Annotated in this window: 18 protein-coding genes; 5 read left to right on the forward strand and 13 right to left on the reverse strand. The window is 61.7% G+C overall.

Translation table 11 applies throughout. The features are described 5' to 3' along the window. Window positions 1–364: 364 nt before the first annotated feature. Entirely contained in the window at window positions 365–715 is a 351-nt protein-coding gene (locus FJ404_07440) for a hypothetical protein (protein MBM3822700.1), read from the reverse strand. A gap of 133 nt (window positions 716–848) precedes the next feature. Here FJ404_07440 and FJ404_07445 point away from each other — a divergent pair, with 133 nt between their 5' ends. Then, a complete protein-coding gene (locus tag FJ404_07445; protein ID MBM3822701.1) occupies window positions 849–1,112 on the forward strand; it encodes a hypothetical protein in 264 nt (87 codons plus the stop codon). Between the two features lie 397 nt (window positions 1,113–1,509). Here FJ404_07445 and FJ404_07450 read toward each other — a convergent pair whose 3' ends face one another. Genes FJ404_07450 through nusB form a run of 5 tightly spaced genes read right to left on the reverse strand, consistent with a single transcriptional unit; the run spans window position 1,510 to window position 5,679 of the window. After that, entirely contained in the window at window positions 1,510–2,160 is a 651-nt protein-coding gene (locus tag FJ404_07450) for a riboflavin synthase (protein ID MBM3822702.1), read from the reverse strand. 9 nt (window positions 2,161–2,169) lie between these two features. Then, the gene (gene ribD / locus FJ404_07455; protein MBM3822703.1) at window positions 2,170–3,417 is read right to left on the reverse strand and encodes a bifunctional diaminohydroxyphosphoribosylaminopyrimidine deaminase/5-amino-6-(5-phosphoribosylamino)uracil reductase RibD; all 1,248 of its coding nucleotides are present in this window, start codon (window positions 3,415–3,417) and stop codon (window positions 2,170–2,172) included. Continuing rightward, entirely contained in the window at window positions 3,356–4,273 is a 918-nt protein-coding gene (gene ftsY / locus FJ404_07460; protein MBM3822704.1) for a signal recognition particle-docking protein FtsY, read from the reverse strand. The genes ribD and ftsY overlap by 62 nt, the downstream gene beginning before the upstream one ends. 9 nt (window positions 4,274–4,282) lie before the next feature. Next, window positions 4,283–5,134 carry a PHP domain-containing protein gene (locus tag FJ404_07465; GenBank protein MBM3822705.1) on the reverse strand — a complete coding sequence of 284 codons (852 nt, stop codon included), beginning with the start codon at window positions 5,132–5,134 and terminating at the stop codon, window positions 4,283–4,285. Between the two features lie 44 nt (window positions 5,135–5,178). Beyond that, window positions 5,179–5,679 carry a transcription antitermination factor NusB gene (gene nusB / locus FJ404_07470; protein ID MBM3822706.1) on the reverse strand — a complete coding sequence of 167 codons (501 nt, stop codon included), beginning with the start codon at window positions 5,677–5,679 and terminating at the stop codon, window positions 5,179–5,181. A gap of 115 nt (window positions 5,680–5,794) precedes the next feature. Between nusB and FJ404_07475 the strand changes: the two genes are divergently transcribed. From FJ404_07475 to ligA, 4 genes are read left to right on the forward strand one after another with little or no spacing between them, the layout of a single operon-like run. Then, window positions 5,795–6,904 (forward strand): aminopeptidase, encoded by a 1,110-nt coding sequence (locus tag FJ404_07475; protein ID MBM3822707.1) that lies wholly within the window; start codon window positions 5,795–5,797, stop codon window positions 6,902–6,904. Between the two features lie 13 nt (window positions 6,905–6,917). Beyond that, a complete protein-coding gene (locus FJ404_07480) occupies window positions 6,918–8,711 on the forward strand; it encodes an ABC transporter ATP-binding protein (GenBank protein MBM3822708.1) in 1,794 nt (597 codons plus the stop codon). Continuing rightward, window positions 8,680–10,512, forward strand: coding sequence for an ABC transporter ATP-binding protein (locus tag FJ404_07485; protein MBM3822709.1), 1,833 nt, complete (start codon window positions 8,680–8,682; stop codon window positions 10,510–10,512). The genes FJ404_07480 and FJ404_07485 overlap by 32 nt, the downstream gene beginning before the upstream one ends. A 49-nt stretch (window positions 10,513–10,561) precedes the next feature. Further along, window positions 10,562–12,589, forward strand: coding sequence for an NAD-dependent DNA ligase LigA (gene ligA / locus FJ404_07490; protein ID MBM3822710.1), 2,028 nt, complete (start codon window positions 10,562–10,564; stop codon window positions 12,587–12,589). Here ligA and FJ404_07495 read toward each other — a convergent pair. The 7 genes from FJ404_07495 to FJ404_07525 all read right to left on the reverse strand — a co-directional run bounded on the left by FJ404_07495 (window position 12,526) and on the right by FJ404_07525 (window position 25,276). Further along, window positions 12,526–14,211, reverse strand: a complete 1,686-nt coding sequence (locus tag FJ404_07495) for a DUF1957 domain-containing protein (GenBank protein MBM3822711.1) — start codon at window positions 14,209–14,211, stop codon at window positions 12,526–12,528. The two genes, ligA and FJ404_07495, sit on opposite strands and share 64 nt — an antisense overlap. A 21-nt stretch (window positions 14,212–14,232) precedes the next feature. Further along, window positions 14,233–15,438 carry a terpene cyclase/mutase family protein gene (locus tag FJ404_07500; protein MBM3822712.1) on the reverse strand — a complete coding sequence of 402 codons (1,206 nt, stop codon included), beginning with the start codon at window positions 15,436–15,438 and terminating at the stop codon, window positions 14,233–14,235. Between the two features lie 35 nt (window positions 15,439–15,473). Beyond that, window positions 15,474–17,006 carry a DUF1501 domain-containing protein gene (locus FJ404_07505; GenBank protein ID MBM3822713.1) on the reverse strand — a complete coding sequence of 511 codons (1,533 nt, stop codon included), beginning with the start codon at window positions 17,004–17,006 and terminating at the stop codon, window positions 15,474–15,476. After that, window positions 16,942–19,461, reverse strand: a complete 2,520-nt coding sequence (locus FJ404_07510) for a DUF1553 domain-containing protein (GenBank protein MBM3822714.1) — start codon at window positions 19,459–19,461, stop codon at window positions 16,942–16,944. The genes FJ404_07505 and FJ404_07510 overlap by 65 nt, the downstream gene beginning before the upstream one ends. A gap of 51 nt (window positions 19,462–19,512) precedes the next feature. Next, window positions 19,513–21,807, reverse strand: coding sequence for a S9 family peptidase (locus FJ404_07515; protein ID MBM3822715.1), 2,295 nt, complete (start codon window positions 21,805–21,807; stop codon window positions 19,513–19,515). 125 nt (window positions 21,808–21,932) lie between these two features. Then, the gene (selB, locus tag FJ404_07520; GenBank protein MBM3822716.1) at window positions 21,933–23,897 is read right to left on the reverse strand and encodes a selenocysteine-specific translation elongation factor; all 1,965 of its coding nucleotides are present in this window, start codon (window positions 23,895–23,897) and stop codon (window positions 21,933–21,935) included. Continuing rightward, window positions 23,894–25,276, reverse strand: coding sequence for an L-seryl-tRNA(Sec) selenium transferase (locus FJ404_07525; GenBank protein MBM3822717.1), 1,383 nt, complete (start codon window positions 25,274–25,276; stop codon window positions 23,894–23,896). The genes selB and FJ404_07525 overlap by 4 nt, the downstream gene beginning before the upstream one ends. Window positions 25,277–25,555: the final 279 nt, after the last annotated feature.

A 25,555-nucleotide genomic window follows, 5' to 3' on the forward strand; every position in this document is an offset into this window, starting at 1 on the left:
TCGCGTTGCGCTCCCGCAGAGCCCTATCCTTCGCGATGCGTCCGAGTTTTACTCAACCAAATCTTGAAATCCAAACCTCCAAAACCCTAAATCCTCACACCCGGGGACGGGTCCGTTTGATTCGACCGCTGGCACCAATTGTCCTTATCTCGTTGGAGCTACGAAATCGATAGATTTGCGAGCTGCTGGGAATGCCGATCGCAACGATGACACCGATCCCCAGGAGAGCACAGATGATCAGCCACTTTTGCATGATGTCACCTAACGCTCCAGATCAGTGACCCGGCGCCTGTGATCGTCGACTGCAAACCGGAGCGTCATCGCCGGGTTCACTGCATCTGGCTGGTTCGGCTCCGTCATTTCTTTACTTTCCGTGCCACGCTCCTTCGTCCTTCATGTATTGAACCCATGCCTCGTGATCGGCTCGCAGCATGGCATCAAGCGCCTCCTGTGTCTCCAGCCGTTTGAAGCAATAACAGGTCTTGCCCCGGATCCGCTTCTTGCGCTCTAGGTCCAAAACCCATAGCAAGTCGCTCGGTTCCTCTTCCTCGACCAAGTACTTGTACCGTCGCCAACATTTCGCGACGGGGAACAACTTGAATGAGCGGAGTGGATGGGTCGGTTGGAGTTCGCGGTTAAAGAACTCGATAACGTCATCTACACACTCCAGAGGAATCATTTCCCAGGCGTCGTTGTATGTGATCTTGGGCTGCATATCTCACGGTGCGTGCTCTACACCGAACAGTGAGTGGGCTGCCGAAATAGCGCCTTTAAAGACGGCACGGTGATAGAATGAACTTGCGTTTGTTGTTGTCGATCAAATACTTGGGCGCACAAGGAGGTCAACTATGGAACCGGCAAAGGCTGAACTGCGCACAGGGGTCTCGTTCATCCCGAATCTCAAATCCAAACTGCTCGACCAAGTCCGGGAGGTCATCCGGCTGAAGCATTACTCGCTGCGGACGGAAGAAGCGTACGTCAGTTGGATCACGTTCCCGCGAGGAAAACATGATGGATCAGTCCTCAGGGTCCTCGACCTACCCGAGCGTCATTCCAACGTGCCAGAATCGTACCAAACCTTTGCACATTTGGGGCTTTTGGGGGGGTACTAAACCTCGGAAAAGCCGGGTGTCGGATGTAAGTCGTTGGAATTAGGGGTTTGTGACTTTATATGGGGTGTTCAGACCTCCTGCACTTTCTCGTTAGAAACTTCGCGCAATCCACTGAGATGCGCCCTCGACACAAAGCGTCATCCATCTGCGCCGCGCGGGGTCCATGAGAATTCCCAACGCGTAGTCCGCATATTTCATGCACGGGACGCCCGGTGAGGACACCGGGCCTACAAACACGGAGGCAGTCGCGATTGTAGGCCGTGTGCCCGCACGCGGCGTACTGTCGCGGATTCAAGCTCAGTATGAAATATCCGGGGTAGAGGCCGGGTCCCCCGACCCGGCGCTATGGTGGATGAGGTTTTGTATGGATTCGCGCTCTGCCGGCCGTCGATTCGGCTCAATGCTTCCGACGGCGAGGCATTGGGCGTGAACGTGAATGAGCGGCGAGATATCGCTCCACCATGGTGGACACGAGTTTGGCGGTGGCGTCGAATTCCAGGTTAACCACGTCGCCCACTCGACGGTCCGAAAGTTGGGTCACCGTACGCGTGTGCGGGATGATCCAGACTCCGAAGGAACCGCGTTGGACATCCGCGACGGTCAGGCTGATGCCATCCACTGCGACACACCCTTTGGGAACCAGGAAGGGCATGTGATGCTTGGGAACTGCGATTTCCAGGCGGTAGTCTTTTCCGTGCGGTTCCCATCGAGTGATGACGCCAGGCCCGTCGATATGGCCGTTGACCCAATGTCCGCCCAAGCGATCGCCGGCCAATAAGGCCGGCTCAAGATTCACCCGCTGACCGGGTGCCAAGTGTTGAAAGTTGGTCAGCCGCCACGTTTCCTGAAGCAGATCGAAGCGAATCCGGACCGCCTTTCGAACCCGTTGGACGGAGACGGCGGTAAGGCAGCAGCCATTGACGGCGATGCTATCGCCGACGCGAGTTTTGGCGAATGAGGCCGGGCTGTGGATTTCGAGTGAGGCGCCCGAGGCCGATCCCTGGACTTGGTGGATAATGCCGGTCGCTTGGATGAGTCCGGTGAACATACGAGAGCGTCAATTCGATTGCCTTTGGCAAGCCGCTTGATGGGCGCGAAAACCGGCCCGGGTCAGGGCGGTCATGCGCCAATCGGGTCCGAGGCGCCGCCATTGCACCCGGTGGAGTGCGACGGCTTCCGAACGCCGGGTCGCCCCGTCGCCCGCGACGGCCCGGCGAGAGAGGTTTCCACCGAGAATGGCGGTGGCATAGTAAAAAGCCACGCGGTGGGCCAGCCCCGGCAGCAGGAAGGCGGCTTGGACTTCCCCTCCGCCTTCCACCAGGATTTGCATGATTTGCTGCGCGCCGGCGCGCTGGAGGAATCGATCCACATCCACGCGGCCCTCCTTTTCCGGCAGCACCCACACTTGCGCTCGTTTTTCGAGCCGCGCGATTCGCCGGGGATCCGCGGTCTCGCCCACGACGATGGTGGTGGAACCGGGAGTTCCGGGCACAAGAATCCGCGCCTCGAGAGGGATGCGGGCATGGGTATCCAAAATGAACCGGCGCCATGTTCGCCGCTTCCAGTCCGGACCTTTTCCGCGCAGGGAAAGTTCGGGGTCATCTCGTCTTACCGTTTCGACGCCGGCCACGAGAGCGTCGGAGGCCCATCGTAAACGCATGCCGTCCGCGCGGGCTGCGGCGGAGGTGATCCACTTCGAGTCTCCTTCCCGAGTGGCGATTTTTCCATCGAGCGTCATGGCGGCCTTGACTACGACCCACGGTCGGCGGCGCGCGATGTGGTGGTTGAATGCCTCATTGAGTTCGAGGCAGGGGAGCGTGAGAATTCCGGTTTGAACCTCGATTCCTTTCCGGGCCAGGAATCGAAGCCCGGCGCCGCGATGGGAGGGGTTGGGATCGATGGCGCCCACGATGACTCTCCGCACGCCCGAGTGGAGGATCGCCTCGACGCAGGGCGGGGTGCGTCCGTGCGTGGAGCAGGGCTCGAGTGTGACGTAGAGGTCGGCTCCGGAGACGGAGTGGCCTCGATCCTGAGCGTTTTGCAGGGCGGCGATCTCGGCGTGGGCTGTGCCCGCGCGGCGATGCCAGCCGCGTCCCAGGCAGCGTCCTTGGCGGACGAGCACGGCGCCCACGGCGGGATTGGGCGAGGTGCGGCCCAGGCCTTGGCGGGCGAGACTCAAGGCTTCGCGCATCCAGTATTCGTCGTTGGAGGCGGCCACGGGCGCGGGGGATGACGGGGTTGTTTCAGCTTTTCTCGGTGAACAAGGCTTCCGCGAACGCTTTGGGTTCGAATGGCTGCAAGTCATCGGCTTGCTCGCCGACGCCGATGAATTTGACGGGAAGCCCCAGTTCACGCTGGATGGCGACCACCACGCCACCCTTGCTGGTGCCATCGAGTTTGGTGATGACCAATCCTGTCAGTTGGACGGCCTTATGGAATTCGCGAGCCTGGTTGATGGCGTTCATGCCGGTCGTGGCGTCCAGCACGAGCAGCACTTCATGGGGAGCGCCGGCCAGTTTTTTGCCCATGACACGATGCACCTTTTGCAGCTCGAGCATCAGGTTGTGTTTGGTGTGAAGGCGTCCGGCGGTGTCGACGAAAAGATAGCGTGCCTGTTTCGCGAGTGCGGCGGAGACGGCATCATGCGCGACGGAGGCGGCGTCCGAACCATACTCTCCGGCCACCACGGGAACATTGAGGCGGGTTCCCCAGAGTTTGAGCTGCTCGATGGCGGCGGCGCGGAAGGTGTCGCAGGCCGCCAGCATCGTGGCGTCGCCGCGGGAGTTCGCCAAGCGGGCCAGTTTGGCCGAGGTGGTGGTTTTTCCGGTGCCATTGACGCCGACGATGGAAACGACGGTGAGCGATTTCGGATCGTGTTTGAGGGGCGAAGCACCTGCGGATAGGGAGGTTTCGACCTCGCGGCAAGCGAGTCCAAACACGTCCACGCCGTCCTTTCCCTGGGTTTCGTAGGCTTTCCGGACGGCTTGGATGATTTGCTGGGTCATCGCCAGACCGAGGTCCGCCCCGAGCAGTGCGGCTTCGAGTTCTTCGACGGAAGTGCCGGTCAGCCGTGGAGAGCGGGTGATGATCCGCTTGATTTCGTGGACGAGCTTATTGTGGGTCTTTTGCAGACCCGCTTTGATCTTGTCGAAAAAACCCATGGGCAAAGTTCAGTTTGGATGCGGTGTGATGGCGGGCGTGGCGGCGGACGGCAGGAGGCGTTGGCGGAAAATGTCGAACAAGTTCCATTCCAATTTCACGCCTCCGATCAGAGGAGCGCCTTTGGTGAAGCCGTGGCAGTCGGAGCCTCCCGTGACCAGCAGTTGGTGGCGATCCGCCAGTTCGCGATAGTAAATCGCGGCGCTGGGGGAATGTTTGGAATGGTAGCATTCGAGGCCGTCGAGCCCGGCTTCGCACAGGGATGGAATCGCGTCGTCGAGGCGATAGAGCCCTGGATGCGCGAGCACGGCCAGCCCTCCCGCGCGATGAATCAGGGTCATGGCCTCGGCGGAAGCAATCCGCCACTTCGGAGCCCAGCCGGGGCGTCCCTTTTTCAGGAAGCGTTCAAAGGCTTCGTCCAAGCTGGTGCAATGGCCTGAATCGACCAGGGCTTGTCCGATATGGGGCCGGCCGGGCGATTCGAGATGTGCCAGAGCCTCGACCGAGTCCGCAGGAATATCGACCCCGCGCTCCAGGAGCCGGCGGGCCATTTCACGGATGCGGTCGTGCCTCGCCTCGCGGCAACACGCCAGGAATGCGGCCAGGGCCGGTTGCTCGGGATCGAGTCCGTAACCCAGCACATGCAGCTCCCGTCCTTCATGATCCACGGTCAATTCGCATGCGGGAATGAAGTCGAGTCCGTGTTCGATGGAAGCGGCACGGGCACGTGGACATCCGGCCATGGTGTCGTGGTCGGAAAGGGCGATGGCGGAGAGTCCGCGTTCCGCGGCGGTGCGGACCAGTTCCTCCGGGGTGAAGGTGCCGTCCGAAAAGCAGGTGTGCAGGTGGAGGTCGGCGAACATGGCGGAGGCCGGCGTGGCGTGAGGGCCGGCGGAAGTGGGCGCGCTCACTTGCCGTCTCGGGCGGGACGCAAGACCTCGCTCTTGAATTTATCGAGGATGCCGTTGACGAAGCGTCCGCTTTCCTGGGTGGAAAATCTCTTGGCGATGTCCACCGCTTCATTGATGCTGACGATGGGAGGGATATCCTCCCGATGCATCATTTCGAACATGGCGAGGCGGAGGATATTGCGGTCCACCACGGCCATGCGGTTGAGGTCCCAGTTTTTGGCCAGTCTTTTGATCGCTTCATCGAGGTCCTGGCGGTGCAGGAGCACGCCGCGAATCAAGGGTTCGGCGAAAAGGCGGACGGAAGTTTCTTCGGCGCTGGGAGGGGGTGCGGAGGGTTTTTCGCCCCATCGGGCCGAGGCCTTTTCCTCGGCGATGGCGGAAGCGCTCTGCGATTCCCAGAACTGGGTGAGCGCGGCGCCGACGTCCTCAGTCGGGTTCACATCGAATTGGAATAGAAATTGGACAGCGCGCTCGCGCGCTTCTCGCCGCATGCCCATAAGTAAAAGTCTGACGGCGCGCTTCCCGGTCGTCCAACAAATTTCTCCCTTCCTGCCGGCAGCCCGTCCATTTCTGAAGTGACAACCTGAGGCGGCGCACGGACAATCTGCCGCCATGACCGATCCGCGTTATCGTGTGCTGGCCGACTTGCTCACGCGTTACTCCGTCGAACTCACACCCGAAGACCGCATTTTGCTGGATCTTTCCGATGTGCCCGACGAATTCGCGGTGGAGTTGGTGCGGTCCGTCCGGGCCCTCGGCGCGATACCGCTGGTCGAAATCCGGCGTCCGCGTGTCACGCGCGAGTTGCTCCTGGGCATGGAACCGCCGCAGGCCGCGTTGCTGCGGGACTTGGAAATGGGGCGCATGAAGCGCATGCAAGCTTACCTCGCGGTGCGCGGTTCGGCCAACGCCAGCGAGTCCGCTGATGTGCCCGCGGACAAGATGTCGCTCTACTCCAGGACCCTGCGTCCGGTCATGGACTACCGGATCAACAAGACCCGCTGGTGTGTGTTGCGCTGGCCGACGCCCAGCATGGCGCAGGCCGCGGGCATGAGCACGGAGACCTTCGAGGATTTCTACTTCCGCGTCTGCACCCTGAATTACCGCAAGATGGCGAGGGCGTCCGAGCCGTTGTCCGAGCGCATGGCGCGCGCGGATCGCGTGGAGTTGAAGGGGCCGGGCACGGACCTTCGATTCAGCATTCTGGGGATCGGGGCGCAGTCCTGCGTCGGATTGCGGAACATACCTGACGGCGAGGTCTTTTCGTGTCCGGTGAAGGATTCGGTGGAGGGGACGATTACCTTCAACACCCCCACGATCTATTCGGGATCGCGCTTCGAGAAAGTGCGGCTGGTTTTCAAGAAGGGGAAGATCGTGGAGGCGTCGTCGAGCGACACGAAAAAGTTGAACGAGATTTTGGACACCGACGCGGGGGCGCGCTACATCGGTGAATTCTCGCTGGGGTTCAATCCGCACATTCTCACGCCCATGTGCGATATTTTGTTCGATGAGAAGATCGCGGGTTCGCTTCACTTCACGCCGGGACAGGCCTACGAGGTGTGCGACAACGGCAACCGGTCGGCGGTGCATTGGGACATGGTGCTGATTCAACGTCCGGAGTGGGGTGGGGGAGAAGTCTGGTTCGACGGGGAATTGATACGGAAGGACGGCTTGTTTGTGCCGAAAGATCTCAGGGCGTTGAATCCCGAGCGGCTGCGGTGAGTCGGATCTCCGCATGACGGTGACCGCGAAGCCTAACGCTTCCCCCAAGGGAGCGCGCAGTCTGCTGGCCATCCTGTCGTTTCTGCGGGCTTACCCGGGCGCGGTGGCGTTGTCCATCGGCCTGCTGCTGGTCAACATCGCCATTGAGATGGTGTCGCCGCAAATCCTGGGTGACGCCATCACGCAGTTGGGCTGGCATATGGAATGGGGGGCGGCCTTCGATCCGATGGTGTTTGTCTGGCTGTTTGGGTCTTTAGTCCTGGTCCGGTCCGGGAACGGGTGGTTGCTGGGCCCCGTTCGGAACCGGCTGGTGCAGCGGACGCTGGGGGACATTCGAGCGGCCATTTTCGACGCGGTCCAACGGCAAAGCTTCGCTTTTCATGACCGTTCGAACACGGGGGAGCTGGTGTCGCGATCGACCACGGATGTGTCGCGACTGCAGGATTTCCTTTTCGCCACTCTGTTTTTGAGCGTGGACATTCTGGTGGCGCTGGTGGTGATCACGGTTTTGATCTTTCAGGCCAGCCTGACGCTCGGATGGGTTGCGTTGGGAACCCTGGCGCCGACCGTGGGGCTGATGGCCGTGTTTGCGGCGCGATTGCAACCCAAGTGGCGCGAAGTCCATGATCTCCACTCGGCCATGACCACGGTGGTGCAGGAGAACGTCGCGGGCGTGCGGGTGGTGAGGGCTTTCGCGGGTGAACCTCGGGAGGTCGGAAAATTTCAGATCCATCGCGATCGATTTCTCAAGACCTTGTTGGACACCGTGAACGCGTGGGCGATTCGCGTGCCGATGGCGCAGTTCATTTTTGGATTGAGCGTGCCGCTGGCGCTGGCGCTCGGGGGCCGCCAGGTCATTCGAGGGGAGCTGGCGTTGGGCGAGCTGGCGGCGGTGGTGCTTTATCTGATGGCTCTCGGCCATCGCATGGGTGCGATCGGCCAGTTCACCAGCATCGTGCAGAACGCCAGCGCGAGCGCGGAACGGATCCTGGAAATCCTGGACGAGCCCCACTTGTTGAAGGGGAGCGGGCGCGAACCTGCTGACGTGGACGGGAGCATTCGATTCGAAAACGTGACGTTTGGTTATCCTGGCTCCGCCCCGGCTTTGGACAATGTCAGCTTTGCAGTGCCGTCGGGCATGACGGTGGCGCTGGTGGGCCCCACGGGGGCGGGGAAATCGACCCTGGCGCAATTGATTCCGCGCTTTCGCGATCCCGGTGACGGCCGGGTGATCCTGGGCGGGGTGGATGCCCGGGACTGGCCTTTGCAGGCGTTGCGCCGGCAGATCGGCGTGGTGTTTCAGGAAACGTTTCTGTTCAGCGCTCGCGTTTGGGAGAACATTGCCCTGGGCCGTCCCGAGGCAAGTCGCGAGGAGATCGAGGCGGCCGCCCGCGCCGCGCAGGCGGATGAATTCATCCGGGGGCTCGAGCATGGTTATGAAACGATGATCGGGGAGCGCGGGGTTAATTTGAGTGGCGGGCAGAAGCAGCGCATCGCGTTGGCGCGGGCCTTGTTGATGAATCCGCGCATCTTGATTCTGGATGATGCGACGGCGAGCGTGGATCCCGCGACCGAGCACGCGATCCAGACCGCGCTGGCAGCATGGCGGAAGGACCGCACCTGCCTGATGATTGCGCACCGGCTGTCCGCCTTGAAAGCGGCGCGTCACATTCTGGTGTTAGACCGCGGCAAGCTTGTCGATCAGGGCGGCCACGAGGATTTGGTGGAACGGTGCGCGTTTTATCGGGACCTGGTGAAACATCAATCCCGGGTGGATGCGGAGAGCTCCCCTTCATCCCATGGCTAGTCACGATCAGCAGGCCCTCGCGCTTGAGGAGGAGTTCGCGCAGCGTCCGATGAGCCGGGCCACCTTTGCCCGTTTGTACCGCTATGTGCGACCGTACCGGCGGCTGTTTATCCTGAACCTTGTGCTGACTTTGCTGGCGACAGCGGCACAACTGGCCGGTCCCCGCCTCATTCAAATTGGGATTGACCGGCACCTGGCTTCGTTCGGTTCGAGTGAGGCGGCGGCGCGCGGGATTCTCGCGGTGAGCGCGGTCTATTTCGCATTTTTGTTGGCGGGTTGGGTGTTGTCCGCCGGCCAGGTGAAGACGGCCATCGCGGTGGGGCAGGGCGCCATGAACGACTTGCGGATGGCGGTGTTTGAGCACATTCAAACCCTGTCGTTGAATTATTTCGACCGAACCCATCAAGGCCGAATCCTGAGCCGCGCGGATACCGATATCGATGCCCTGGACCGGGTGCTGACCTGGGGGGCGAATCAGTTGTTGTCCAGTGTGATCACCCTCGCGGGAGTGGTGGTGCTGTTGCTGGATTACGATCCGCGGTTGTTCCTGGCGGTGAGTTTCGTGATTCCGTTGCTGGCGCTGGCGACGCGGGAGTTTCACCGGCGCGGGATGGAGGCGTATCGGAGAATGCGTGAACTGGCCTCGAGGCTGACCTCGACCGTGGCGGAGAACATCAGCGGGGTCCGGGTGGTGCAGGCGTTTGGGCGGGAGGACCTGAACCTTTCGAGTTTTCGGACGCTGCACGACGAGTATGGAGACCGGGTCCTGGTAGCGGCGCGCGTGTTTCACACTTACATGCCGTTTGTGTATTTGATTTCCGGTTTGGCGACGGCGGTGGTGCTGGGCTATGGCGGGAAGCTGGCCATGGAGCGTGAAGTGACGGTGGGCGAACTGGCGGCTTTCGTGCTTTATCTCGGCATGTTTTTCGGGCCCATCCACACCATGGGGGATTTGTACAACTCCCTGCTCTCGACGGCGGCGTGCGCGGAGCGCGTCTTTCAGTTGCTGGACACGCAGCCGCAGGTGCGCGACCGAGAAGGGGCCCGTCCGCTTCCGGAGTTGCAAGGGAGGGTGGAATTCGACTCGGTGGACTTTCGCTACGATTCCACTCCGGAAGGAACCTGGATCTTGAAAGGCGTGAGTCTGGACGTGGAGGCGGGGCAGACGATCGCGTTGGTGGGCGAGACGGGTTCCGGCAAAACCACGATCGTCAGCCTGCTCGCGAGATTCTATGAACCTCAGCTCGGGGTGATTCGGGTGGATGGGATGGACCTCCGCGAGACCCAGGCCCAGTCCTTGCACCGCCAATTGGGCATTGTCACGCAGGACAATTTTCTTTTTACGGGGACCGTGATGGAGAATCTGAAGTTTGGGCGACCGAACGCATCCGACGAGGAGGTTGTGCGGGAGGCCGCCGCCCTGGGGACGGATGCCGTGTTTCGCGGATTGAAGGACGGCTATGAGACCAAGGTGGGGGAGCGCGGGGCCAATTTGAGCGCGGGCGAGCGGCAGTTGATTTGTTTGACGCGGGCCATGGTGGCAAGGCCGAGGATTCTGATTCTGGATGAGGCGACGAGCGCGGTTGATCCGCAGTCCGAGCGGGTGATTCAACACGCGTTGCAAACGTTGTTCGCGGGCCGGACGACGTTCGTCATCGCGCACCGCCTTTCGACCGTGCGTCACGCCGATCAAATCCTGGTCTTGTCCGGAGGCTCCGTTGTCGAGCGCGGACGTCATGAAGAGTTGGTGGCGGCCGGGGGGGCTTACGCGCGCTTGCACGAGGAGTTCGTGCGTCGTTGAAATTGGAGGGAAATCCGGATGGAATTCGTCCGGCATGCATCTTTCATCAATGACTCCGGACGAAGCGGCGGATCGCCACCGGACGCTGGCGTCCGAAATTGGGAGGCACGATCACGCCTATTATGTCTTGGCGCGTCCCGTGATCAGCGACCCCGAGTACGACCGGCTTTACCGGGAACTGATTGATCTGGAGCAGGCTTTTCCTTCCTTGGTGACCCCGGATTCGCCGTCGCAGCGGGTGGGGGGAGCGCCGGTGGACGGTTTCCGACCATGGGTTCACGCGGTGCCGATGCAGAGTTTGGAGAACACGTATTCGGAGTCGGAAGTGCGGGAATTTGTGGCGCGGGTGCGCAAGCTTTTGGGTGGGGCGGAGCCGGAGTGGACGGTGGAGCCGAAGATTGACGGTTTGGCGGTTTCGTTGCGATACGAGCGGGGTGTGCTGGTGGCGGGTGCGACGCGGGGCGACGGCGTCAGAGGCGACGACATCACTTCAAATTTGCGCACCATTCGAAGCCTGCCGTTGCGGCTCCTGGGGCGGGATGTTCCCGAGGTATTGGAGGTGCGCGGCGAAGTGTTCCTTCCGGTGGCGGGTTTCCAGCGCATGAATGCGGAAAGGGAAGCCCAGGGTGAGGACAAGTTTGTGAACCCGCGCAACGCGGCCGCGGGTTCCCTCAAGCAACTGGATCCGAAACTGGTGGCGGAGCGTCCGCTGGACATCATTCTGTACGGACTGGGCGAGGTGCGAGGCGGGGAGGTCCCGGTCACACAATTCGAATTGGGACGCTGGCTGGGTGGGTTGGGCTTTCGGACTTCCGAGAAAATGTGGAAATGCGATTCGGAGGAGGCTTTGCTGGCGTCGATCCGGGAACTGTCGGAACTGCGCGGCACCTTTGCCTATGAGACGGATGGCGCGGTCGTCAAACTGAATGACTTGAGCACGCGGGAGCTTCTGGGTTCGACGGCCAAAGCGCCCCGCTGGGCGATGGCTTACAAGTATGCCGCCGAGCAAGCTTCCACGAGGCTCAGGTCGATCACCATTCAGGTGGGGCGCTCGGGCGCGCTGACACCCGTGGCCGAGCTCGAGCCGGTTTTTGTTTCGGGCAGCACGGTGAGCCGTGCGACGCTGCACAACGAGGACGAGTTGAAACGCAAGGACATTCGGGTGGGGGACGTTGTGGTGATTGAGAAGGCGGGTGAGGTGATCCCCGCGGTGGTGCGGGTGGAGTTCAGCCTTCGGACGGGAAAGGAATCGGTGTTTCCGTTTCCCTCCACCTGTCCCGAGTGCGGATCCCAGGTGGTCCGCGAAGGAGGTGAAGGCGAATCCGGCGTGGTGTGGCGTTGTCCGAACGAGGATTGTCCGGCGCGCGTCCGGGGCAGGATCGAGCATTGGTGTTCGCGCGGCGCGATGGATGTCGAGGGGGCCGGGGAGGTTCTCGTGCGCCAGTTAGTGGAACGCGGGCTGGTGTTGGACGTCGCGGATCTTTACCGGTTGACCGCAGCGGAGTTGGCCTCGCTTGAGCGAATGGGGGAGAAGTCGGCCGCCCATTTGATCGCGGGCCTCGAGGCCAGCAAGGAGCGCGAGCTGTGGCGGGTGCTTTTCGGTTTGGGCATCTTTCACGTGGGCGCGGGCATTGCCAAGGTGTTGGCCCGGAGGTTTGCGGGCATGGATGATTTGGCGGGCGCGAGTTTCGAGGCGCTCACGGCGGTGCCCGACGTGGGGGAAGTCATTGCCCGCAGCGTGGCCTCGTGGTTCAAGGATGCGCGCAATCGGGCTCTCGTGGAGCGTCTGCGAAAAGCGGGCGTTTCCATGAGGTCCACGTTGTTTCAGGCTTCATCCAGCGGAGGAGCGCTCCGCGGGAAGGTCCTGGTGTTGACGGGCACTCTGCCCGGATTGAGTCGGGATCAGGCCACGGCGATGATCGAAGCCGCGGGCGGCAAGGTCACCGGGAGCGTGAGCAAGAAGACCGATTTTGTGGTGGCGGGGGAGGAGGCGGGATCGAAACTCGACAAGGCTCAAAAGCTGGGAGTGCGAGTCCTTGACGAAGAATCGTTGCGAAAACTTTGCGCCGGCTCGTAGGGAAAGAGGCTGTCTTCCTGCTCCAGCCGCGAGAGGAAGGCGGCATCGAGGGAATGATTCTCGAGTTGATCGAGCAAGACTTCACAAGCGTGGGCGTGGCGTTCGAACTGTTGGCGCGGGAAGAGGCTGCGGGCATCGTGCCGCAATTGGAAGGGCCAGTCGCTGGCCTGGGCAAGCAGCAGTTCGCGCACGGATTGATTCCAGGCCCGCCTGATCAGGACCGTGGAGTCATCCGTGGCGGTTGCAGTGAGGTTGGGCTGCGCGGACAGGAAAGAGGCTTGTTCCATTCTTGTTTGGAGTGATTCGATCCGCGGACGCATCCAGGCGTTGTGGGGATGGATCCAGGCGCGGAGATCGCCCCCTTCCCCCCACGTTGAGGCGGGCGGGGTCCAGGCTGGAGGGGAGGGCCGAGATTCCCGTTTCGAGGATGCCGCCAGGAAATCCAGCGCCGCGGACGGCGTCGTGAGTCGAGGACCCTGAGGGTGGTGAAACGCGTGACGGGCGACGGCGTCCAAGAACTCCGGTCCTTCGAACCACCAATGACCGAACAGTTCGGCATCGTAGGGGCAGATCCACGGACCGAAGGTTGGGGAGCACGGGGCATGTTCATTCTGGAACCTGGCTCGGCGGGAGAGACTTTCGATGAAGTGCCAGCCGTGCTCTTCGACTGCTTTCAGGGCGGCCGGTCGATCATAGCGTTGTTTGTTTCCCGATTCTGATCGGATGGCGTGGTACTTGAATCCGGTGAATCCAGCGCGTTCGGGGCATGGCAGGGCGGGTTCGAGATAGGATCGCTCGGCGTCAAAGCCGGTGTCGCGGTAGAAATCGCGGTAGCGCGGGTCTCCGGGATAACCCGACTCGCGGCTCCAGACGAGTTCGGCCGTGGACGCGTCGCGATGCCAGCAGACCAAACCAAGTGGGGTGACCGATATCGAGGGCGAGTCCACTTGGTTTGACGTGCTTGACGATTCCAGAATGGTCCAGCGAATCCCGGCTTCCCGCAGGATCGGTTCGAGTTCGGGGGACCAAGCGCACTCGGGCAGCCAGAATCCGGAGGCGGGCGAGGCGAACCGTCGCAGATGCTCGCGCAGGGCCAGATGGATTTGCGCGTGGAGTGTCCGGGGATGCCGGGTGAGCAACGGGAGCAGGGCATGCGTGGCGCTCGACGTGATGAGTTCCACGCGCCCTTCGCGCTGGTGTTGGGCGAAACCGGACAGCGGATTTTCCTCGAGTGCATCCAGTTGACGCAGGGCTTCCCACAGTCGTTCGCGTTGGAACTCGGCGAGCGAGCGCAGGGCGGGATCGAAAGTGGCGCGGAGAATTTCCCGTTCCGCCAGATCGAGCCAGGCTCGGAACCTCGCGCGTCGCCTTTGGCGCAACAATTCATCCTCGAGCATGCCCGCCAGTGTGGGTGAAATGGAAAAGCAGATTTGCGCGGGAATGTGGTCTCGTTTCCAGCCGTCGAGCACACGAAGCAAGGGAAGGTAGCATTCGAAGACGGCTTCGTGCAGCCAGCTTTCTTCGAGAAAACGCGCGTGATCGAGCCGCTTGACCCAGGGGAGGTGCGCGTGCAGGACCAGGCAGAGTGACGGGCGATCGGTCTTGCGGGCGGAGGGCTCCAAAGTGAGTCGGAACGCGTCGATCTACAACGTCCGGTGGATCAGGCCAAGGGCGATGAGGCTGTAGCTTGTCGAAAGCACTGGGTCCTTTTCCCACCAGCGTCCGTTGTCGTTTTCCCAGCGTCCATCCGGCTTTTGCAGATCGAACAACCTCAGGCTGAGGTCCTGTCGCCAATCGTGCCTTTTGCCATCGGGCGTTTCCAGCCGGTCGACGCCCGCGGCGCGCAACGCCTTGGCCATGGTGTGGAAGTAGAAGTACAACCCTTGCGGTCCCATGCCGGGATTTTCCTGCAGAGTATAGTTTTGTTTGGCCCAATCGAGGACGGCCTGGACGCGTGAATCGTCGGGAGTGAGGCCGGCATAGATGTAACTCAGCATGCCTGCGTAACTGATGCTGGCATATGCGCGCAGGGCGACTTTGCCTTGCGGCAGGGTCATCTCGCCCGCCTTGCTTTCGGTGGGCGAGTAAATGAAACCGCCCCGGTTGGCCGGATCTCCGGACACCCAGGTTTGCGCGTTGGTTCCCGGGAGGTGCTGGCATGTTTGCAGGAACTGGATGGCTGCGGTCCAGTTGAGGTCCTTGAGCTCGGAGGAGGGTTGGTCCTGGAGGAGGCGTCGTGAATGATGGAGGGCTTCGAGGGCGTGCAGGGTGTTGACGGCGTCCCCGTGTTTGGATCCGTCGCCATAGCCGAAGCCGCCGTCCAAGGAATCGTCCACCGTGCCGGAGTCTCCGAAGTCATTTTGGTTGGAGGCCAGGAATCGACGGGCCCGTCGCAGCACGGGTTCGTGTTGGGGGTTCCCGGACAACAACAAGGCCATGAGCGACACCGACGTGTTGTAATTCACCAGCTTCTTGTCCACGTAGATACCGCCGTTCGATTGGGCGCAAGAGAGCAGGAAAGCGTAGCCTCGTTCCAAGATGGGGCGGCGGGTTGCGCGAGCCACGCGGTTCGAGTCGGGATCACTGTGCAACGCGACCAGGGCCAAGCCCGTGAGCGCCGGGTGTTCCGGGTTGGACCAATGACCCTGGCTCCTTTGCTGGGATTCCATCCAAGCCAGCCCTTTGTCCATGGCATTCTGAATTTCCAAACGGAGGGAAAGTCGATTGCCCGAATTGGATGGGGACACGGTTTCCGCTGCCGTGAGGGGCAGCGCGATCCACGCGAGGACGAACCAATCCAGCCAGGCGCGGACAGCGCGGCTTCGCGGGGGGCGATTGGGGGAGGGCAAGGCTGGCAGGAGGAGCGGGGGGTGAGATTGAGCATTCAAGCGAGGATGCCTTTGACCAATTCGCCGTGGACGTCCGTCAGCCGGAAGTCGCGGCCTTGAAATCGGTAGGTGAGTTTTTCGTGATCGATGCCAAACAGGTGGAGCAGGGTGGCTTGGAGGTCGTGGACGTGGACGGGGTTGTCGACGGCATTCATCGCGAGATCATCCGATTCGCCGAAGGTGTGACCGGCCTTGACCCCGCCACCCGCCATCCAGAGGGTAAAGGCATACGGGTGATGATCGCGTCCCCATCGTTTGCGGTCGTCCAGATTCCCTTGAATGAAGGGGGTCCGCCCGAATTCGCCTCCCCAAACGACCAGGGTATCTTTGAGCAGCCCCAGGCGTTTGAGATCTTTGACGAGGGCGGCGGAGGGTTGGTCTGTGTCCCGGCACTGGGTGTAGAGTTCGGTGGTGATGCTGTTGTGCTGGTCCCAGCCGGCATGCATGACCTGGACGCTGCGAACCCCTCGTTCCACGAGGCGGCGGGCCATCAGGCAATGGCGGGCGAAGGTGCCTTGTTCATGAACTTGAGGGCCGTAACTTTCGAGAACCTCCGCCGGTTCTTGCGAGAGGTCCGTGAGCTCCGGCACGCTTGATTGCATGCGGAAGGCCATTTCGTACTGGGAGATGCGCGTGGCGATTTCGGGATCGCCCGACTCGCGCAACTTCAACTCGTTCATCCGGGCAAGATCGTCGAGCATGCCGCGGCGGGTTTTCGAAGAAATGCCGTCCGGATTGGAGAGGTAGAGGACCGGGTCGCCGCTCCCGCGAAACTTGACTCCTTGGAAACGGGTGGGGAGAAAGGCGGAGCCCCAGTAGAAATCGTAGAAGATCTGGCCGCAGGTGGTGCCTTTGCTCACGGAGGTCATGACCACGAACGTGGGGAGGTTTTCGTTCTCGCTGCCGAGCCCGTAGGAGAGCCAGGCGCCGAGCGTCGGGCGTCCGGGCAGTTGGGCTCCGCTCAGCAGGAAGGAGATGGCGGGCGCGTGATTGACCGCGTCTGTGCGCATGCTCTTGATGAAGCACAGCTCGTCCACGATGGCGGCGGTGTGGGGCATGAGGGCGCTGACCCAGGCGCCGCTCTGGCCGTGTTGTTTGAAGGGTTCGACTGGACCCAGCACTTTTTTCCCCTTGGCGTCCCCGGTCATGGTGCTGAACCGCTTTTTCCCGATGTATTCGTCCGGCATGGGTTTGCCGTGCATGGACTGGAGGAGCGGTTTGTAATCGAACAAATCCACGTGGGTGGGAGCCCCGTTTTGAAAGAGATAAATGATGTGTTTGGCTTTGGGGGCGAACTGGGGAAGTCCGGGCAGGGCTCCGATGGTTCTTTTCGACGCGGCGGCCCTCAGAGGGTCTTGCGAGAGGAGTTGGGCGAGCGCGGCCAAGCCGAGGCCGGTTCCGGCGCGACCGAGGAACGCGCGCCGGTGAATCAATTGTCTTCGTTCCTCCAGGGGGTTCACGAGTTCATTCCTTGGATAACGTTTCGTCGAGATTGAGCAGCGTCGAAGCAAGCGCGGTGTAGGCGGCATGTTCCACGGGATCGATACCCTGAGCGCGAGGGGCAGCCCCGTGGGCCAGTAATCGCGTGGCTTGATCGGGGTCGGCTCGGTACTCCCGGCGCAATCGTTCGAGGCTCGCCCGGAGGATGTCGAGTTCCTGGGGGGAAGGAGGTCTCGCCAGCAACCGGCGCATCATGGATTCGAGGCGCTGGGGATCGTCGCGGTTGGGTTCAAGCAGAGCGCGCTCCGCCAAAACCCGGGCGGCTTCGACATACGTTTCATCGTCCATGGTGGCCAGGGCGTGCAACGGAGAGTTGGTGCGCAGCGGTTTGACCGAGCAAACGGAGCGGGGAGCCGTGTCGAAAAACATGGTCGGACCGATGATCCGCCGCCAAAAAACATAGAGGCTGCGGCGGTAGAGGCTTTCCCCCTGGTCCGGCGTGTACCGCTTGTTTCCGAATGTGGCTTCCTCCCAGACGCCGGTGGGCTGGTAGGGTTTGACGGGAGGACCTCCTACTCGAGTGGAGAGCAGTCCGGCGGCGGCGAGCGCCTGGTCTCGAATCATCCAGGATGGCATGCGGAAGCGGGGACCGCGGGCCAACAGGCGATTTTCAGGATCTTTCTGGCGGAGGGAGGTTTCTTGCGCGGAGGTTTGCCGGTAAGTTTCGCTGGTGACGATGAGCCGGCAGAGATGTTTCCAATCCCAGCCGGAATCGATGAGTTCCAAGGCAAGGAAGTCGAGCAGATCCTGGTAGATGGGCTTTTCGCCCTGAATGCCGAAGTCTTCTGAAGTCTTGACCAAGCCGATTCCGAAGAACTGTTGCCACAGGCGATTCACCGCGACGCGGGCGGTGAGGGGGTGATCGGGGGAAACAATCCATCTTGCGAGATCGAGTCGATTGACCGCTTGCCCCGGGGTCCCGGCGGAGAGGCGTGCGGGCAGGGCGGCCGGGATTTCCTCGCGGCGACGGTCGTAGAGTCCGGCTTCCAGCATGAAGGTTTTCCTGGGTTTGGGCATGTCCTCCATGACCATGACACGCGGGATGGAACGATTGAAGTTGTCTCGAAGTTCCATCGATTCACGGAGCTGTTTGAGACCTGCGATGTAGAGCGGGGCGCGGCTTTCGAAGTGTTTTTCGAGTTCGCTGATCTGGGACCGGGTGCGGGCGGCGGACTCGGCGCGCAAGATGGCGCGAATGGCGTCGGGTTCTCGCGTGGCGTAACCGGAGTCGGAAGCGGCTTCGCCCTCGGCCCTTGGGAAGACCAACCTTTCCCCTTCCGCCACGGTTTGGGCGAGCCGGCTTACCTTCGCCTGGAGATCCTGTAATCGCGCGGATTGCTTCGGGTTGGGGAGCTCGATAAAAGGCTTGGTTTGAGGATCGCCCCCGGACCCGTCCACCGGCGTTTGATTGAAGAACGCCGAAAGGCTGAAATAATCCCGCTGGGAGAGCGGATCGAACTTGTGATCGTGACACCGGCAGCAGTTGAACGTGAGTCCGAGCCAGACCGTGCCCACGGTTTCGGTCATGTCCATGACGTAATCCACGCGGTTTTCCTCGGGGATGCGTCCTCCTTCACCGTTGATGGGATGGTTGCGGTTGAATCCGGTGGCCATCCGCTGATCCCGTGTCGGATGGGGAAGCAAGTCACCCGCGATTTGCCAAAGCGTGAATTGGTCGTAGGGGAGGTTCTGGTTGAAAGCGCGCACCACCCAGTCCCGCCACGGCCACATCGACCGTTCACCGTCTCCCTGGTAACCGTTGGAATCGGCGTAACGCGCTGCTTCCATCCAATCCCACGCCATGCGTTCTCCGTAGGCGGGCGAAGCCAGCCATCGTTCCACCAGAGATTGATAATGTTGCACAGAAGGGTCCCGAAGGAAGGCTGCGGCGATCTCGGGATCCGGAGGTAGTCCGGTGAGGTCGAGCGACACTCGGCGAAGAAGGGCTGCGGGCGGCGCCGGGGGTGAAGGTTGGAGTCCTTCCTTGATCAAACGCGCGTGGACGATGCGGTCGACGGGGTGGATCTCTGATTCCGATTCCGGGATACCGGAAGGAGTGACGCGTTTGGGTTTTTCGAACGCCCAATGCTCACCCCAACTCGCCCCTTGCTGAATCCAGAGACGGATCTTCGCGATCTGGGCCGCGGAGAGCTTTCGATTCACGTCGGACGGCGGCATGACATCGTCCGCATCGGAGGTGACCAGACGCTGGTAGAGAGCGCTTTGATCCGGGCTTCCCGGAACGATGGAAGCGACGCCATCGCGAACCCGATGCGCCCCTTCCTTGGTGTCCAACCGCAGCTTGGCCTTGCGTGACTTTTCGTCAGGCCCGTGGCAGGGGAAACAATGATCCGAGAGAATCGGGAGGATTTCCCTGCTGAAAGAAACGGAAGGTTCGGAGGCGGCGAAGAGCGTGGTCCAACCCAGAGCAGGTCCGGCGAGCAAAGCGCGCAGGAACAGGCGGGGCTGGGACGAGTGCTTCATCGAATGTCATCATTCTTGAGGTTCAACGAACTTGCCAACGAAATCTTGGGATCAGCGACCCCTGGATGGATTCCGAAGCAGGTGGTCCTCGAGAAAACGCGTCATCGATGCATGGAGGTGCCGGGTGGTGTTCGCGCTTTCGGAGATGGAGTGCGAACGGTTTGGATAGGGGAGCAGCGTGAAATGTTTGTGATGCGCGATGAGTTCGTTCGCCAGGCGCTCGATGCCTTGATAATGGCAGTTGTCATCGCCGGTACCGTGGGCGAGCCAAAGCCGTCCACGCAGATCCTTGGCGAAATGAACCGCGGAACCCTCGCGGTAGCCTTCGGCATTCGCGGCAGGCAATCCCATATACCGTTCCTGATAAATCGTGTCATAGAGGCGCATGTCCGGCACGGGCGCGACCGCCAGTCCGACCTGATAGAGTTCCGGATACTTGAAGATCGCGTTCAGCGTCATGCTTCCTCCGCCGCTCCACCCCCAGATGCCCACGCGCTGACGATCCACGAATTTCCACCGCTGAAGCAACGCCCGGGCGGCCTCCGCCTGCTCTTGCGGCGGCAGGATGCCCAGCTTCAGGTGGGGCGCCCGCCTCCACTCGCGTCCCCGAGGCGACGGGGTGCCCCGATTGTCCACACTGGCCACGATGCAACCTTGTTGGGCAAGCATCATATGCCAGAGTCCGCGGGATCCCTGCCACGTATCGCGCACGGTCTGGCCGTGAGGTTCGCCATAGACGTAAAAAAGCAACGGATGCCGTCCCGACCCCAGGCGTCCGGGCGGACGGATGCTCCAGGCATCCAGTTCAACCCCCGAGGCGATGGGCACCCGGTGGAATTGAACGTCAGGCCGTTTCAACGCGGCGAGGTGTCCACGCATTTTGTCGTTGGTGGCCAGGGTGCGAACCCTTTCATGACTCGTCAGGCGAATCAGTTCCACGCGTGGAGGCGACACAAAACTCGAGTGCGTGTGCAATGCCCAGCGCGCGTCGGGCGAAATGGAATAAGTGTTCCAGCCCTGGAAATGTGGAGGCGTGACTCGTTCGGGCGGTCCGCCGGCGAGGGGGGATCGGTAGAGATAGCGCCGCGTGGCTTCCTCGGGCGACGCCGCGTAGTACAACCAGCCCTGAGCTTCATCGATGGCTTCGACCTGCATCACATCGAAACTGCCCCGCGTGACGGGATGCTCGAGGCCTCGCTTGGTGGAAGCCACGTAAGCCCGACGCCAGCCGTCCCGCTCGCTCAACCAAAGAAGCTGGGCGCCCTTTTGGAGGCAGCGGACCGGATTGTCGTTTTCCAGCCAGGCGGGATCCGATTCCACCAGGATTTCATGGCATGCTCCTGTGGCTGCATCCGCGGTGAAAACACGATTGGTGTTTTGCGCGCGATTGAACTGCTGGACGAGCAGGCGGGAGGTTTCAGGAATCCACTCCAGGTGCGCGGGATAATGTTGTCGCGGATCGCCTGGCAGGTCGAGCCAGGTGATGGCGCCTCCGCCGACGGCGACGACTCCGAGGCGCACCGAGGCATTTTGTTCGCCCGCCTTCGGATACGGGATGGGCGTCAGCTTGGGATAGTTTTCATCGGTGTTGTTGATGAGTTGGAACACGGGCACGCCCGAGGTGTCGAACTGCCAGAACGCGAGATGTTTTCCATCCGGGCTCCAGCGGAAAGCGTCGCGCACGTCGAGTTCTTCCTCATAAACCCAATCCGACGTGCCGTGGATCAGATGATTCGTGCCCGAGGTTACCTTGGTGATGGCGAGCGACTGCAGGTCTTGCATATGGAGGTTTGCCTCCTGCACGTAGGCGACACGAGTGGCGTCGGGTGAGAACTTGGCGAACATCAGGGTTCCCTCGGGCGCCTCGCCGCCGAGTTTCTTCAATTCCCGAGTCTTCAAGTCGAGATGCCAGTAGTTGCCCCTCGTGTTTCGCCGCCAAACTCGATGCGTGTCGGTGAACAGCAGCAACTGGGATTCATCCTCGGAAAATTCGAACGAAGCGGGATCGAGCGGCTTTTCTGCTCCCGGCGGCGTGAGGCTTGCCGCATCAACCAACGTTAGCATGGCACCGCTTTCGATCTCGATTCGAACCAGGTCCTTTCCTTTTACTCCCCCGCCCGCCGGTCGCAAATGAAAGTAGTGACTGCCTTTCTTGCTCCAGGTGGTGAAGGGAACGGACTCCGGCGTGAAATCGCCCGACTTGAAAATGCGGTCCAGCGTGAGCTGGGATGGCTTGGCTGGACCGGGACGCGTTTCGGAAAAGTCGCCGGCCGCGCCCGTGAGTGAAGGCGGGTTGGCCAGGGTCGCAGTCAAGGCCCCACTTTCAAGGAGAAGAACCGCCAGCATGCGGAAGAATACTCTCTGTACGCTGCGAGAAGACCGCGCGACAGTGGATTGCCGCTGCCATGGAGTGGAGGTGAAAGGGTTCACGTTGAATTCCGAGGTCATGTTGAGGAGGGCTTCATTGCGGTTCATGTCGATTTGGGACCGAGGCAGCGCACATCGGCTTGGCGGCGGGTGACACCTTCCTTGTCCAACCGCTCAAGCAGAGGGATCACGACCCGCCGGCTTGAGGCAAGCAATTGCCGCAACTCGCTCGTGGTCGCGGAGGCATTGGCGCGAAGATGCTCCACAATCCTGGTTTTTGCCGACTGCCACGCGGTTTGGAGCAGAATCACATCAGGGCCCAGTTCCACCGCCTCTGAAGTATGCACCAGATATTTCAAGGCTTGGAGGGAGGCTGGATCCGGAGCGAGCTCTTTGCGCGAGGGTGGGTCGAATGGACGTTCTCCCAGCAGTTTACGGATGCGAAGACCCGCCGCCTCCAATGCCATCGGCAGGGCCGGACGATGGCTCTGGTGGCGCAAATGGGACCCGGTCCGAACATAATCCAACCGGGTCATGGCCTGGACCAAATCCTCGAACACGCTGGGGTCAGGCAGATTCGGCGCGAGGGCAGATTGCAGTTCGGCCACACTCAGTCCGGGCGAATCAGGTCTGGTTTGGTGGTGAGAGCGAACTTGTTCTCCAGCGCGACTCAACAACTGCCTCCAAGGTTCGGCGTCGATGAGTCCCGCCGAGATGGGCACCGCCCAACCGTCGGCCACTGCTTTGGCAATGGATTGCGTGATTTCATCCGGCGTGAAAGGGAGAGTGGCAACGAGCGCGCTTCGGCTTTTCAGAACCCTGGAGTGGAGTAGCGCGCGCAGACTTGCCTCGGCGTGGCCCAAGGCTTCCCGCATCTGCCGCAGGGATCCCTGCCTGGCCTCTGTCGAAAACCCGCGAATGCCTGGAGCGGCGTCGAGCACGATTCCGCCTCCCAGGGTGTGACGTTCGCTCCAATCGCGGATCACAAAACGATCTCCCCAAACGGCGTGCGCTCGTTCGCGCAGCCGGATTCGAGCCAGGCGATTTCCACCGGGAAGCAACGGGCCCTTTCCTCCGAGCACGATTCGCCCCGGAAACGATCGGGTGCCCAGATGCATCCGGACCAACGCCCCCGACTTGAGCGGGCGGCGGGCTCCCGGAGGGCCGTTTTCCAAACGCACGGACCTCGATAATTCCACTTCGAGGAGATTGGAGGATGCGCCCGAGTCTTCCCAGGTCAACACGTGACCTCTGGCCGCGTCGGGACCGCTCGTCGCCGATTTCGAAGGGCCCTCCACGGCGTTGATCTGGAGGGCTGCCCGCATGCCGGGGCGTGCGCAATCGATGTCGCGATGAGCGGATTGAACGGATCGCACTTTGAACCGCGTGCCCAAAGGCTGGCTGATCAGCGATTGACCCCGGCGAATCTCGCCGCCTTGCAATGTGCCAGTGACGACCAGACCCGCCCCTCGCACCAAAAAAGCCCGGTCGATCGGCAACCGAGGCTTGCCAAGATCGCGGGGGGGCTTCGAACGCCCCAAGGCCATGGCCAATGCTCCTCGCAAGTCGCCCAGGCCGCGCCCTTGTGGTGCCGAAACCGGAATGATCTCCGCCTTTTCGAGAAACGTGCCGGTGAGTGTTTCGCGGAGGCTGGCGATGGCCCCTGCTGTTCCCTCGCCCAGCAAATCCGCTTTGCTCAAGGCCACCACGCCGTCCGTGGCTCCGAGGTACTCAAGGATCTGCAAATGTTCCTCCGTTTGGGGCATCCATCCATCGTCGGCGGCGACGACCAGGAGAGCGGCCTGAATCGTGCTGACACCCGCCACCATGTTTTTCACGAAATCCTCGTGGCCTGGCACATCCACGAACCCCACTTCCCATCGTGCGATGGAATCTTCGATCACAGCATGGGCAAATCCGAGTTCGATCGTGATGCCGCGCGCCTTTTCCTCCGGCAGCCGGTCCGGGTCCGTGCCCGTGAGCGCTTTGACGATCGAACTCTTGCCGTGATCAACGTGACCGGCCGTGGCGACGATCGCTGGTCGTGTGGGAAGCGGAGTCGAATTCATGCCGTCGTGAGGACCGACTTCAGGATCGTGAGCAGTTGTTCATCTTGCGCGGGGAAGATGGTGCGGAGATCCAGCCACAAGGCATTTCCAGCCAGGAATCCGATGACAGGCGGATCGCTGTGTCGCAGCCGTTGGGAGAGTGTCTGGGCACTGAACGCGGACGGACGCAGCTTCAGCGCGAGTGAAGTGATCCTTGAACGAGGCATGCTGCCACCGCCGACCTGGCCTGAGCATTCGGAGATCGAAGCTTCGTTGTCGTGGTGTGGCAGCCCGGCGAGCAAGCGTTCGCCGCGCGCCCTCAAGTCCTCCAGGGACACGTCGAGCATTTCGATGAGCGGGAGGATGGGTGGGGCAGGTTGGGAGGATTTCTCCCTCGCGTACAGATGCAGATCGAGCGTTTCCTGCAAGGCGGCGAGGACCAGTTTATCGCAGCGAAAAGCACGGTAAAGGGGGTCCTTCTTCATGGCGGCAATGGCGCGGCGCTTGCCGGCCAGGAGTCCCGCTTGCGGACCTCCAAAAAGCTTGTCGCCGCTGAAGCAGACCACATCCACCCCGGCTGCGATCGATTCGGAGGGGCGGGGTTCATGTTCGCCGAGACCGTGATGTTCGGTGCGCATCATGGCGCCGCTCCCGAGATCCTCGACCAACGGAACCTTGCGTTTCTTCGCCAGCGCGCTCAACTCCGTGAGCGTGGGGGACTCCACAAAGCCTTCCATGAAGAAATTGCTGCGATGAACTTTGAGGATCAACGCGGTGCGAGACGAGATCGCGCGGCTGAAATCGCCTGCTGTCGTGCGATTGGTTGTGCCCACGTCCCGCAGTGTGGCCCCCGCGCTCTCCAGGATTTCAGGAATGCGGAAGCCGCCGCCGATTTGGATGGCCTCGCCCCGTGACACCAACACTTCGCGCCGTTCGCCCTGGATCCAGGGCCGGACCGCAAGGACGAGCGCGGCGGCGCCGTTGTTGACCGCGGTGGCCGCTTCGGCGTCACAGGCGAGGGCAAGGTGTGTTTCCAAGTAGGAAGCCCGGTTTCCCCGCCCCCCGGTTTCGAGGTCGAGTTCGAGAGTGTTGTAGTGGCGGGCGACCGTGGCAACCCGTTCGGCGGCGCTTTCGGCCAGAGGGGCTCGTCCGAGGTTCGTGTGAATCAGGATGCCGGTTCCGTTGATGACCGGTCGAAGGCGCCGCGCCCGATGCTGGCGCAACGCTTCGCGCACCTGGTTCAGAATGGAGGCCGCATCAGGAATGACCTTTTGACGGCGGCTCTCCGCGAGGATTCCGCGGATGAAGCGAGTGACCACCGCCGCGGGCAAGTCCTGGCTGCCGAGTTGGCTCTTCAACTTGTCCACGGAGGGCAGATCGCGCAATGGACGGGAATTCATGGGGGCAGGGGCGTGTTGTTGCGGCGGCTGCGGTGTTCTTCAACTCCGTGGGACCCGGGCAGGATTACGAAACTGGGAGTTTACGGACCATGCACTTGAAAGCTTCGAGGCCTCTGTCAAAGACATCGGACCTCACGTCGAGTGTCGAAGAGACTCGCCCAAAATCCAAACTTGGGCTCTGCTTCCAGGAGATCTTCTGTCACGATGTCGATCGGCCAGCGCGGTCCATCCGCGTTGGAGGACCTTGAACTCGGAGGGATTGGCTTCAAGGATGGATCG

The organism is Verrucomicrobiota bacterium (assembly GCA_016871495.1).
Lineage (GTDB): Bacteria > Verrucomicrobiota > Verrucomicrobiia > Limisphaerales > VHDF01 > VHDF01.